Consider the following 11,946-nt stretch of genomic DNA (forward strand, 5'->3'; position numbering starts at 1 on the left):
TCTTCGGGGAAACATCACGGGTAGTTCGCCAGGTAGGCCTCGGTGGAACCGGCGGTCACCCGTCCACCCGAGTTGTTGATGATTCGCTCGATCGTGCCCTTGCCGCCCAACGAGATCGTCACCATGCTGTGGAACCTCACGCCCGGCGTGTTCGGCACCTCGAACGCGCGGTCGGCCACCACGCTCGGGTTGGCGTTGGCGAAGATGTAGCTGCCCAGGCCCCACGCCTCGTGCGTCGTGACGTGGTTGGCGACCTTGTAGGCCGCGTAGCCGCGCGTCGAGCCGTTCATCCACGCCGCCTGGTTCGGCACCTCGTACGGCATCTCGTTCTGGTAGAAGTACGTCCGGCCGCCCTGGCCGTTCCAGATGGTCTGGTACTTCTGGTAGTGCTCGACGAAGAGGCCGTACATCGTCACGTTGTTGCCGTTGACGATCAACCCGGTGTCCGCCGTGTTGAGATCCCAGCCGACGCCGATGGAGTGGTCACCGCGCCACAGCCAGAGGTGGTCGCCGATCACGTCGTGGCTGTTGACCACCAACGAGGTCGTGGCCCGTCCGACGGCCGAACCGCCGATGCGCACGTACAGGTCGTGCACCGACGTCGGGTTGGCCTGGTGACGTGCGGTGCTGCCGGGTGCGCCGATCTGCATCAGCAGCGGTGAGTTGGTCGGGGCCGCGTCGATCAGGAGGCCCGCGATCTTCACTCCGTCCACATCGGCCACATCGAGCGCCATGTTCCCGTTGGTGGGCATGACGGTCGCAAGGCCGAGGCCCATCACGACGGTGTCCGGCCGCGTGACCCGGATCGGCTCGCTCACCTGGTGGATGCCGGGCGTGAGCAGCAGGTGCTTGCCGGCGGCGAGCTGCTGGTTGATCGTCGCGGCGCTCGTGCCCGGCTTGGCGATGTAGAAGTTCGACAGCGGGAGGTTCGTGCCCTGCTGGGTGCCGCTCGCCCACGTGGTGCCGCTGGTGTTGCTGCGCAGCGCCGGCACGAACACGTTGTAGTTGCCGGAGCTGTCGATGTTCAGGAACGGCTTCTCACGCACGACAGGGGTCTGCGCGACGTTGGTGTACGGCGGTTCGGGGAACGACGTCTGCGGGGCGTTGCGGGCGCCGACGAACACCATGTTCCAGTTCTCACCGGTCCACGAGCCCCACTCCGTGTTGCGCGACAGCCACTGCTGCTGTGAACCGGAACGAACCTGGCCCGTGACCACGGAGTCGGCCAGGAAGCCACCGCTGGACCAGCCGCCGTCGTCGAGCTGCATGTTGCCGTAGACCTTCGTGCGGCGCATCGCGGACGCCTGCGAGACCGCCCACGTGTTCGTGCCGCCGGGTGGCCGGACCGCGAGGTTCTCCGCGCCGCGCCAGAAGTTGTGCGTCGCGTTGCCCTGGAACCAGTCGGCCTCGACGTGCACCTGACCGTTGATCGTCACGCCGTCCGGCAGCAGGCCCAGGCCGAGAACCTGGGTGAAGAAGCCGATGTTGACGTCGACGTTGTAGTTGCCCGGCTTGAACATGATCGCGTACCGGCGCGCGTCGTACTGACCTTCTTCCTGCTGCCGGAAGACGTCGTTGAGCCGCGCCTGGATCGTGCTGGCGGGCATCGACGGGTCGAAGATCAGCACGTTCGGGCCGAAGTCCGGCTGGCCCGGGTTCGGCGGCCCGCCGGTGGTGAGGCGGAAGGCCTGGGCGTTGGTGCCGTTGCAGGTGTACTGCACCAACTGGACGTCACCGGTGGAGGCGCCGGGCACGTCGAGGCACTTGCCGCTGTGGCGGCTGACGAACCGGTAGGTGTCCGTGCCGATCTGCTCGGGGCGCCATTGCTGGTTGTTGGCGTTGAAGTTCTGCCACATGTGGATCAGCGCGTTGTCCGCGGTGGACACGTTCGAGACGTCCCAGACAGCGCCTTCGCCGACCGTGAAGTAACCGTCGCTCGTGGGCGTGAACTTCCACGTCTGCCCAGAGCAGGTCTGTTGGCGGAGCTGTGCGCCGTTGGCCGATCCCAGCGATTCGACACACTTTCCGCTGCCGACGTTCGTCACTTGATAAGCGGTTCCGGGCACCACGTCGGCCTGCGCCGCGACCGTCCACACAGGAACGATCGCTGCTGCTGCCAACGCTGCCACCAGCAGGGGGGTTCTCACGGCTCACAGGGTGGGGGCGGTTTGTTGCAACCGTCAACGAACCTAACCGTTTCCGGTCGTGTTCCGGTATTGACAAATGAATTTGTCAAATGAGACCGTGCTGGACGTGGAGCTGTCCCCGTTGCGTCGCTCGCTGCTGGAGCTGTTGAAGTCGCCCGCGTCGGCGACGCAGCTCGCGGCCGCGCTGGACCTGCCGCGCCAGCGGGTCAACTACCACGTGCGAGCGCTGGAGCAGGCAGGACTCGTCGAGCTGGTCGAGGAACGCCAGCGCCGCGGTTGCGTCGAACGCGTGCTGCGCGCCAGGCCGGGCCGCTGCGTGGACGCCGGCGTGCAGGACCAGTTCGCCGCGACGCATCTGGTGTCGGTCGCGTCCGGGGTGGCGCGGGAAGTCGACCGGATGTCGGGTGCGGCCGCCGACGCGGGAAAGCGTTTGCTCACCTTCACGGTGGAGACGACGGTCCGCTTCGGCGCGCCCGGCGAAGTCCACGAGTTCACCAGCGATCTGGCCGAAGCGGTGCGGCAGATCGCCTTGAAGTACGACACCGAGGAAGGCCGCCCGTACCGGGTGGTCGCGCTGGGGCATCCGGGAGTTTCCGATGAGCGATGAGGGCGTGCGGATCGAGATCACCGTGGCCGCGCCGGTCGACGAGGTGTGGCAGTCGTTCCGCGACAAGGAGAAGATCCGGCACTGGCACGGCTGGGACATCCCGGAGCTGGACGCCGAGATCGACCACATCTACTTCCAGAACGTCGAGGAGGACGGCACGACGCTGATCGTCCACGGCCACGACACCTTCGCGCTGACGCCCGTCCCCGAAGGCACGCGCGTCGTGCTCACCCGCGCGCCCAAGGGCACCTCGCCGGAGTGGGACGACTACTACGACGACATCACCGAGGGCTGGATCACGTTCCTGCACCAGCTGAAGTTCGCGCACGAGTACCAGCCGGGTGCCGCGCGCCGCACGGTGTTCTGGGACCGCGAGGTGTCGTTGCCGGTCTCGGGCAAGCCGTTCTTCGAGTCCGCCAACCAGCGCGGGGTCGTGGTGGAGGAGTGGGGGCCCGGTCTGCTGATCACGTGCCCGAAGATGACCATCGCGACCACGTACGGGTTCTCGGACGACGAGCTGGAGGCGTTGCGCCAGAAGGGCGAGACTTCGTAGCCGGTCGTTGGGAACCGCCGAACGAGTCCGTCCGGTGGTCGTGTGGCGTCCGCCGTTCGCGCGTTCTCGATTGCTCCTTTCTCCGGTACGGGTGTGAATCTTGATCACTAGCATTCTCCGGGTCCTGTCCCATTTCGGGAAGTTCAAGGAGAACAGTTTTGTCGCGATTAACCGCGGTGGTGTGCTCGACCCTGATGTTCGCCTGCCTGGTACCGCAGGCGAATGCCGCACCGGACTTCCGGGAAGAGGTGGTCGCGCTCACCAACGCCGAACGTGCCAAGGCCGGCTGTGCCGCTCTCACGCGCAACGACGCGTTGGACCAGGCAGCGCAGGGCCATGGCGCGGACATGGCGGAAAAGAACTACTTCAGCCACACCGGGAAGGACGGAAGCAGCCCGTTCGACCGGATAGCGCGGGCCGGGTATCCGAAGAACACCGGTCAGGCCGAGAACATCGCGGCCGGGTACACGACGCCGAGCGCGGTCGTGGTGGGCTGGATGAACTCCGCCGGGCACAAGAAGAACATGCTGAACTGCTCGTACAAGTCCATCGGCGTGGGTTACGCCCACAACGCCAATGCGCAGTGGCGCCACTACTGGGTGCAGACCTTCGGCACCCGATGACGGCACTCTCCGAGGCGCTACGCCATCACGTGGTGGCGGCCGGCCCGATGTAGCGGGTCAGGAAGTCGTTGCGGAAGACGCCTTTCGGGTCGTGCTCGTTCGCGAGCGCCCGGAAGGCGTCCCACTGCGGGTAGCGCGCGGCCAGCAGCGTCGGCGGCACGGTGAAGAGCTTCCCCCAGTGCGGCCGCGGCGCGATGGCCTCCTCCAGCCTGGGCAGCAGGGCGAGCACCGCCGGCGTGTTCGGCACCCAGGTGAAGTGGATGGCGAGGCTGTCGCGGTCGACGGCCGGGCTCAGCCACTGCGGTTCCGCGGAGATCGTGCGGATCTCGCAGGCCTGCACGAGCGGCGAGATCACCGTGGACATCTCGGCCAGCGCGCGCAGTGCCGTGACGGCACGGGTGCGCGGCACGAAGTACTCGGTTTGCAGCTCCTGCCCGACCGACGGCGTGAACTCCGCCTTGAAGTGAGGGAGGCGCTCGTGCCACGGGCCGGGGACGCCACCCTGCTCGGTGCAGCGCGATGGCGGCTGGCCGGTGACCGGGTGACGCGGCCCGTCGGCCGCGCGACCGGGAAACGTGAACGGCTCGTCGCCCACGCGATGCTTCACCCACAGCGTCGCGCCGCCCTGCCAGTCGACGAACGCGCTGACGCTGTAGGCACCCTCGAAGATCTGCTCGAGCTGAACCAGCAGCGTCGTCCACGCGACGTCTTCGTAGACCGTCTGCGCGACGTCGAACGACGGCACGACGTCCAGTGTCACGCTCGTGACCACGCCCAGGGCACCCATCGACACGGCGGCGCCCGCGGACGTCAGCTCGACAACCGAGCCGTCACCGCGCATGACCTCGACTGACCGCACGGCTCCCGCCAGCGACCGCGCGCCCGAGCCGTGCGTGGCCGTGGCGATGGCGCCGGCGATGGTGATGTGCGGCAGCGAGGGCAGCGTGTGCAGGGCGAGCCCCGCGTCGTGCAGCAGCGGGGCGAGGGCGGCGAGCGTCATGCCCGCGCCGACCCGGACGGTGCGGCCGTCCACCTCGAAGACCTCGGGCATCTGCGCCAGCGAGAGAAGGGTGCCCGTCGTGTCGGCGATCGGGCTGAACGAGTGCCCGGAACCGACGACGTGCACCGCGGGGGAGCCGCGGAGGATCGCGCGCAGGTCGTCGGCCGTGGTCGGCGTGACGGCCTGGGCCGCGCTGAAGGTGACGTTGCCGGCCCAGTTGGTCTTCATACGCACACCGTATGCGTCCGAGCTCGGTTAGTTGTTCTCCCTGTGGCTTCAGTGCAGACAGAAATTTGGTTACCACTGGTGGAAGGGTGAATCCACGTGGGAAACGACAACGACGTGCAGACGCTTCGACGAATGTCCGGGCTGGTCACACCCATGGCGTTGCGGGTCGCGGTGACGCTGGGGCTGCCGGACCGCCTGCGGGCTGGTCCCGCCAGCCCCGACCTCCTGGCCACCGAACTGGACGTCAACCCGAGAGCCCTCGAACTCCTGCTGGGTCACCTCGTCACCCTCGGCATCGTCGAACGCGCCGGCACCGGCTACCGCACCACCGAGTTCGGCGAGCACCTCTGTGCGGACGCTGACAACGGACTGCACAACCTCCTCCGCCAGGACACCGCCGCCGGGCGCGCCGACCTCGCCTTCGTCGACCCCGCCCACAGCATCCGCACCGGCGAGCCCGCCTACCCGCTGCGCTACGGCCGGGACTTCTGGGCCGACCTCGCCGAGCAGCCTCACCTGCGGGACGCGTTCGACCGGCAGATGACCTGGCGCCTCCGGGACCGGATCCCGCAGTTCGTCGCCGCCGTGGACTGGTCGCGGTTCAGGATGATCGTCGACGTCGGCGGTGGGCCCGGCGACCTGCTCGCCGCCGTGCTCGACGCTCATGCCGGGGTGTGCGGGCATCTCGTGGACCTGGAGGTCGGACCGGCGCTGCGGAACTTCAGCCGGCTGGGGGATCGCGCGCGGCGACCGCGGGCAGCTTCTTCGACCCGCTGCCGGAAGCGGACGCCTGCCTGCTCTTCAACATCCTCCACGACTGGGACGACGAGCAGTGCCACCGCGTCCTGGCCCGCTGCGTCGACGCCCTGAACCGCGACGGCCGCGTCATCATTGTCGAATCCATCCGAGGTCTGCGGGTCAGCACTGAGATGGACCTGGTCATGCTGGTGCACTTCGGCGGACAGGAGCGGAGCGTCGCACAGTTCGAGAGGCTGGCAGAAACGCACGGGTTGGTGCTCGACTCGGTGACGGAAGTCGCCGATGAGCGCTGCGTGCTCGAATTCCGGAAACATCCGATCTAAAGTCAGATCGCCGCCGCACGGACGAAGGGACTTCCATGCGTCTAGCAGCGGTCGCGGCGGCCCTGTTGATCGTGTTCACCGGCACCCCGGCGCACGCCGCGCCTGGTGTCAGCGTGCAGGTGGACCCCGCGAGCACGAGTCACGTCGGCAGGGACTTCGCCGGCTTCAGCTACGAGAAGGACCGGGTCGGGGCGCGCATGTTCAACGCCCGCAACGCCGACCTGGTCCGGCTCTTCCGTCTCCTCGGGCCCAGCCTGCTGCGCATCGGCGGCAACCTCGTGGACATGACCACCTGGAACCCGCAGGGCACGGGCGGCAAGGCGAACGAGGCCGCGCCGTCGGACGTCCGGGAGCTGGCGCTGTTCGCCAAGGTCACCGGGTGGAAGGTCGTCTACGGCATCAACCTCAGGACCAACACCCCGGAGAACGCGGCCGACGAAGCGCGGCAGGCGGCCGAGATCCTGGGCAAGGATCTCGTGGCGTTCGAGATCGGCAACGAGCCGAACGTCTACGTCAAGACGTGGCCGGAGTACGAGGCGCTGTTCACGAAGTTCGCCGACGCGATCAGGGCGAAGGTGCCGGGTGCGAAGTTCGACGGTCCCGGCGAGGCCAACAAGACCGCGTGGGCCATGGACTTCGGCCGCACGCAGAAGGACCGCGGCGCCACCATCCTCTCCACGCACCAGTACATCGCGCGCAACGACAAGGCCTCCATCCCGGACATGCTCGCGTCCACCAGGTCGGGGCGGCTGCCCACCGCCTCCGCCGCGATGCAGAAGGCGAGGGAGGCCACCGGGATCGGGCAGTGGCGTGTCACCGAGGCGAACAACTACTACCACGGTGGCGCGGCAGGTGTGAGTGACGTGCAGGCGGCGGCGCTGTGGTCGCTGGACTACATGTCGGACGTCGCGGCGCGGCAGGGTTCCGGCATCAACTTCCACGGTGGCACGTCGGTCCAGTTCCCGCTGCACTACTCGCCGATCAAGTTCGACGGGCTCAATCCCACCGGGGTGCAAGGGGTCTACTACGGTGAGCTGCTCTGGAAGCTGGCCGGGTCCGGTGCCTACCACGCGGCGAGCGTCACCGGCGCGGACGAGGTCACGGCGTGGGGAATCGGCAACAACGTGTTCGTCAACAACAAGAGCGCGTCTGCGGTGACGGCGACGATCACGTTGCCGCGCAAGGCCCGCCACGCAAGCGTTTACGTGCTGACGGCGCCGAAGCTCGACTCGACGGAGATCACCATCGCCGGGTCGAAGGTGGAGAAGAACGCGAAGTTCACGCCCAAGCCCAGGCACATCAGGGTGGCCGGCACGAAGACCGCGGTCGACGTGCCGGCCGGCAGCGCTGTCCTGGTGGTCACTCGCTGAGCGCGGCGATCCGCTCCTGGGCCTCGGCGAGATCCTCGGTGGTCGGCGCGTCGTCCTGGGTCAGCGCGCGCCGCCAGTAACCCGAGAACTCGATGTCCTTCTTGGACACTCCGAGCGACACGAAGTGCCTCCGCAGTGCCCGCACCGCGGAGGCCTCGCCGCCCAGCCACACCCAGGCCGACGACGGCACGTCGGCAGCGGTCACCACCGAGACCAGGTTCTCCCCGGCGCTGCGGTGCACCCACCGCACGCCGGGGACGTCCTGCTCCTCCGCCGGGTCCGCGATCTCGACGAACGCCAGCCGCTGCCGAGAAGCGGGCAGCAGCTCGAGCAACGAGGCGATCGCGGGCAACGCCGTCTCGTCGCCCGCGAACACCAGCAGCTCCGCTGTTCCGAGCGGCCGGGCGTAGTCGGGAGACGGCCCGAACCGGCCGATGACGTCACCGATCTGAGCCGTGGCGGCCCAGCGGGAGGCGGGGCCGTTGTCGCCGTGCAGCACGAAATCCACGGTCAGCACGCCGTCCACAAGAGAGCGCACGGTGAAGCTGCGCATCCACGGCCGTTGCTCCTCGGGAATCGCGAGGTAGGCCTGGTACCAGACGCCGACGTCTGAAGACTCCGACACCAGCGCGGAGCGACCCGGCTTGGGGAACAACAGCTTCAGCTGCTGGTCCGGCCAGGTGCGGACGGAGGCGAGTCCGTCGCCGGTGAACGTCATCCGCACCATGCGCGGGGTCAGCGGCCGCACCGAGGTGACCGTCAGCAGGCTCACGACAGGTACTCCTTGAGGTGCCGGGCGGTGAGGGTGCCGGCCCCGGCGACGAGGTCGGCCGGCGTGCCGGTGAACACGACCCGGCCGCCGTCGTGGCCCGCACCAGGACCCATGTCCACGATCCAGTCGGCGTGCGCCATCACGGCGAGGTGGTGCTCGATCACGACGACCGTGTTGCCGGCGTCGATCAGCTGGTCGAGCAGGCCGAGCAGCTGGTCGACGTCCGCGAGGTGCAGGCCGGACGTGGGCTCGTCCAGCACGTAGGTCGACGCCTTCTCCGCCATGTGGATGGCGAGCTTGAGCCGTTGGCGCTCGCCGCCGGACAGTGTCGTCAGCGGCTGGCCCAGCGACAGGTACGACAGGCCGACGTCGTGCAGGCGGCTCAGCACGGCGTGCGGCTGGCCGGACGGGAAGAACTCGCGCGCCTCGGCGACGGACATGCCGAGGACTTCGCTGATGTTCTTGCCGCGCAACGTGTAGCTCAGCACCTCGGGCGTGAAGCGCTTGCCCTCGCACTTCTCGCAGACCGTCGCGACGCCGGCCATCATCGCCAGGTCGGTGTAGACGAGGCCGATGCCCTTGCAGTGGGTGCACGCGCCCTCGGAGTTCGCGCTGAACAACGCCGCCTTCACGCCGTTGGCCCTGGCGAACGCCGTGCGGACCGAGTCGAGCAGCCCGGTGTAGGTGGCGGGGTTGGACCGGCGCGACCCGCGGATCGGTGACTGGTCGACCGTCACCACGTCCGGTCGCCTGCGCAGCGACCCGTGGATCAGCGACGACTTGCCGGAACCGGCGACACCAGTGACCACGGTCAGCACCCCGAGCGGAATGTCGACCGAGACGTCCTTGAGGTTGTTCTGCCTGGCACCGGAGATCTTCAGAAAACCCTTGGGGGAGCGGAACTCCGGCCGCAGCTTCGCCCGGTGGTCGAGGTGCCTGCCGGTCAGCGTGCCCGAGGCGCGCAGGCCGGCCACGTCACCGGAGTAGCAGACGTGGCCGCCGTTGACGCCAGCGCCGGGGCCGAGGTCGACGACGTGGTCGGCGATCGCGATCGTCTCCGGCTTGTGCTCGACGACGAGCACGGTGTTCCCCTTGTCCCGCAGGCGGAGCAGCAGGTTGTTCATCCGCTGGATGTCGTGCGGGTGCAGGCCGACGGTCGGTTCGTCGAACACGTAGGTGATGTCGGTCAGCGACGATCCCAGGTGCCGCACCATCTTCACGCGCTGCGACTCGCCGCCGGACAGCGTCGCGGACTCGCGGTCGAGGGAGAGATAGCCGAGCCCGATCTCGACCAGCGCGTCCAGGGTGTTGCGCAGCGTCGCGAGCAGTGGCGCGACGGACGGGTCGTCGATCGAGTGGGCGAACTCGGCGAGGTCGCTGATCTGCATCGCGCAGCACTCGGCGATGTTGAGGCCCTTCACCCTGGAGTTGAGCGCGGCCTCGTTCAGTCGCGCGCCGCCGCAGTCCTGGCAGGTCGCGAACGTCACCGCGCGGTCGACGAAGGCACGGACGTGCGGCTGCATCGACTCGCGGTCCTTGGACAGGATCGTCCGCTGCAGCTTCGGGATCAGGCCGTCGTAGGTGACGTTGGTGCCGCCGATGTTCAGCTTCGTCGTCGGTTTGTGCAGGAAGTCGTGAAGTTCCTGCTCGGTGAACTCCGCGATCGGCTTGTCGGGGGAGTAGAGCCCGGAGTTCGCGAGCACCTGCCAGTACCAGGTGCCGACGCCGTAGTTCGGGGCGTCGATCGCGCCCTCGTTCAACGACTTCGAGCGGTCCACGATCGCGTCCACGTCGATGGTGGTGACCTTGCCCAGGCCCTCGCAGGCCGGGCACATGCCCTCCGGCAGGTTGAAGCTGAACGCACCGGACGTTCCCACGTAGGGCTCGCCCAGGCGGCTGAACACGATCCGGAGCATCGTGTGCGCGTCGGTGGCCGTGCCGACGGTCGAGCGGGAGTTCGCGCCCATCCGCTCCTGGTCGACGATGATCGCCGCGCTCAGGTTGTGCAGCGCGTCCACGTCCGGCCGCCCGATCGACGGCATGAACGACTGCAGGAACGCGGTGTAGGTCTCGTTGATCATGCGCTGCGACTCGGCTGCGATCGTGCCGAAGACGAGCGAGGACTTGCCGGAGCCGGACACGCCGGTGAAGACGGTCAGGCGTCGTTTGGGGACGTCGAGCGACACGTCCGCGAGGTTGTTCTCCCTGGCTCCGCGGACCTGGATCACGTCGTGGCTGTCGGCGACAGCGGTCATCAGAACTTCCCCCACTGATTCTTTATGCCGTAAAGTATCGGCCAACGAGGTTACTTTACGCCGTAAGGAGTCGCAAGGTGGTCGTCTACGCGGGTCAGGGAGACCCACGCCGTTCCATCGAGCTGCTCTGGCGCGCGGCGGGCGCGGAGAAACGTCCCGGCCCGAAGCCCGGCCTGAGCGTGGACGCGATCGTCGACGCGGCCATCGCGGTCGCCGACGAAGAGGGCATCGCCTTTTCGATGCGCGCCGTGGGGGAGCGTCTCGGCCGCACCGCCATGGCGCTCTACACGTACGTGCCTGGCAAGAACGAGCTGGTCGACCTCATGTACGACCGCGCGATGGCCGAACTGCCGACGTCCTACCCGCTCGACGACGGCTGGCGCCCCGCCGCGACGCGCTGGGCGCACGACATGTGGGAGTTCTACGGCCGCCACGCGTGGGTGATGCAGGTGTCGCAGGCGCGTCCGGTGCTCGGCCCGCACGAGTTCGCCGTGATCGAGGCCCTGGCCACGATCCTGGTCTCCACCGGGCTGCCCGGTCGCGAGCTGCGCGGCATCGTCGGCGCGATCAACTACTTCGTGCGCGGTGCCGCCCAGACCATCGCCGAGGCCCGCGCCGCGGGTGGCGCGACCGGTGAGGCCGACGAGGAGTGGTGGTACGCGCGGTCCGCCGTGCTCCTGGAGATCGAGCCCGACCTGGAGAAGAAGTTCCCGATGCTGCACCTGCTGGAGCAGGATCGGGAACCGATCGATCCCGAGCTGCCCTATCTCGAGAACGACGCCCTCGAGAACTTCCGCAACGGCCTGCGCGTGCTGCTGGACGGTGTCGAAGGCGCTGTGGCAAAACCGTGACAAAGTCCGGACCTTCGGCGCACATGGGCCCGATGAGATCGTGCTCATGGCAATCGTGCCCAGAGGGATCGGGGCAGTTGTGGCCGCCGTCGCGCTCGCGATGGTGCTGACCGCGCCGAGCACCGCGGCCACCACAGCGGTGCGGGAGCACCGGCCCGCGGTCATGAAGATGGAGTACACGGTCGGCGACCTGAACGCGGTGGTCCACTCGCCGCGCGCACTCGTCGGGACGTTGCCGCTGGTGTTCAGCTTCCGCGGCAACGACGACTACGCGCAGTCGTTGGCGCAGCAGGGGTCCGTGGTCGTGCTGGTGAGCGATCGGATCGCGGTGGACCGCCATCGGGAGCTGTGGCGGCAGCTGAGCGAGGCAGGAGGACCGCTGGTGGAACGGTTCCGCGGGTTCGCCGGCCACTTCTCTGTGGCAGAACCGTGACACGGTCCTCACAAGTCCCCCACAT

Annotated in this window: 12 protein-coding genes; 8 read left to right on the forward strand and 4 right to left on the reverse strand. The window is 68.2% G+C overall.

All coding sequences use genetic code 11. The features are described from left to right. Window positions 1-14: 14 nt before the first annotated feature. A complete protein-coding gene (locus C8D87_RS32745; RefSeq protein ID WP_411711473.1) occupies window positions 15-2,147 on the reverse strand; it encodes an RICIN domain-containing protein in 2,133 nt (710 codons plus the stop codon). Between the two features lie 76 nt (window positions 2,148-2,223). Here C8D87_RS32745 and C8D87_RS32750 point away from each other — a divergent pair, with 76 nt between their 5' ends. From C8D87_RS32750 to C8D87_RS32760, 3 genes are all read left to right on the forward strand, one after another. Further along, on the forward strand, window positions 2,224-2,754 hold the full coding sequence (locus C8D87_RS32750; protein ID WP_112229567.1) for an ArsR/SmtB family transcription factor: 531 nt from the start codon (window positions 2,224-2,226) through the stop codon (window positions 2,752-2,754). Then, window positions 2,744-3,307 (forward strand): SRPBCC family protein, encoded by a 564-nt coding sequence (locus tag C8D87_RS32755; protein ID WP_146231771.1) that lies wholly within the window; start codon window positions 2,744-2,746, stop codon window positions 3,305-3,307. Before C8D87_RS32750 ends, C8D87_RS32755 begins: the two co-directional genes overlap by 11 nt. A 158-nt stretch (window positions 3,308-3,465) precedes the next feature. Beyond that, the gene (locus C8D87_RS32760; RefSeq protein ID WP_215732554.1) at window positions 3,466-3,930 is read left to right on the forward strand and encodes a CAP domain-containing protein; all 465 of its coding nucleotides are present in this window, start codon (window positions 3,466-3,468) and stop codon (window positions 3,928-3,930) included. A gap of 25 nt (window positions 3,931-3,955) precedes the next feature. On the opposite strand, the gene C8D87_RS32765 is transcribed toward C8D87_RS32760, so the two are convergent. Further along, window positions 3,956-5,158 carry an FAD-binding protein gene (locus C8D87_RS32765; protein WP_112229568.1) on the reverse strand — a complete coding sequence of 401 codons (1,203 nt, stop codon included), beginning with the start codon at window positions 5,156-5,158 and terminating at the stop codon, window positions 3,956-3,958. Between the two features lie 96 nt (window positions 5,159-5,254). On the opposite strand from C8D87_RS32765, the gene C8D87_RS32770 reads away from it, so the two are divergent. The 3 genes from C8D87_RS32770 to C8D87_RS32775 are packed head-to-tail and all read left to right on the forward strand — an operon-like array spanning window position 5,255 to window position 7,610. Further along, entirely contained in the window at window positions 5,255-6,028 is a 774-nt protein-coding gene (locus tag C8D87_RS32770) for a methyltransferase family protein (RefSeq protein WP_267899898.1), read from the forward strand. Continuing rightward, window positions 5,965-6,240 carry a methyltransferase gene (locus tag C8D87_RS48730; protein WP_267899900.1) on the forward strand — a complete coding sequence of 92 codons (276 nt, stop codon included), beginning with the start codon at window positions 5,965-5,967 and terminating at the stop codon, window positions 6,238-6,240. The genes C8D87_RS32770 and C8D87_RS48730 overlap by 64 nt, the downstream gene beginning before the upstream one ends. A 35-nt stretch (window positions 6,241-6,275) precedes the next feature. Further along, window positions 6,276-7,610 carry a hypothetical protein gene (locus C8D87_RS32775; RefSeq protein ID WP_112229569.1) on the forward strand — a complete coding sequence of 445 codons (1,335 nt, stop codon included), beginning with the start codon at window positions 6,276-6,278 and terminating at the stop codon, window positions 7,608-7,610. Here the strand turns inward: C8D87_RS32775 and C8D87_RS32780 are convergent. Beyond that, window positions 7,600-8,382: a siderophore-interacting protein gene (locus C8D87_RS32780; RefSeq protein ID WP_215732555.1), complete on the reverse strand. Its 783-nt coding sequence runs from the start codon at window positions 8,380-8,382 to the stop codon at window positions 7,600-7,602. The two genes, C8D87_RS32775 and C8D87_RS32780, sit on opposite strands and share 11 nt — an antisense overlap. Next, window positions 8,379-10,637, reverse strand: coding sequence for an ATP-binding cassette domain-containing protein (locus C8D87_RS32785; protein ID WP_112229570.1), 2,259 nt, complete (start codon window positions 10,635-10,637; stop codon window positions 8,379-8,381). The genes C8D87_RS32780 and C8D87_RS32785 overlap by 4 nt, the downstream gene beginning before the upstream one ends. A gap of 77 nt (window positions 10,638-10,714) precedes the next feature. On the opposite strand from C8D87_RS32785, the gene C8D87_RS32790 reads away from it, so the two are divergent. Both C8D87_RS32790 and C8D87_RS32795 read left to right on the forward strand, forming a co-directional pair. Then, window positions 10,715-11,488 (forward strand): TetR/AcrR family transcriptional regulator C-terminal domain-containing protein, encoded by a 774-nt coding sequence (locus C8D87_RS32790; protein ID WP_112229571.1) that lies wholly within the window; start codon window positions 10,715-10,717, stop codon window positions 11,486-11,488. A 46-nt stretch (window positions 11,489-11,534) separates the two neighbouring features. Next, the gene (locus C8D87_RS32795) at window positions 11,535-11,921 is read left to right on the forward strand and encodes a hypothetical protein (RefSeq protein WP_146771936.1); all 387 of its coding nucleotides are present in this window, start codon (window positions 11,535-11,537) and stop codon (window positions 11,919-11,921) included. Window positions 11,922-11,946: the final 25 nt, after the last annotated feature.

Origin of the sequence: Lentzea atacamensis, from assembly GCF_003269295.1 — a bacterium.
Classification (GTDB): Bacteria; Actinomycetota; Actinomycetes; order Mycobacteriales; family Pseudonocardiaceae; genus Lentzea; species Lentzea atacamensis.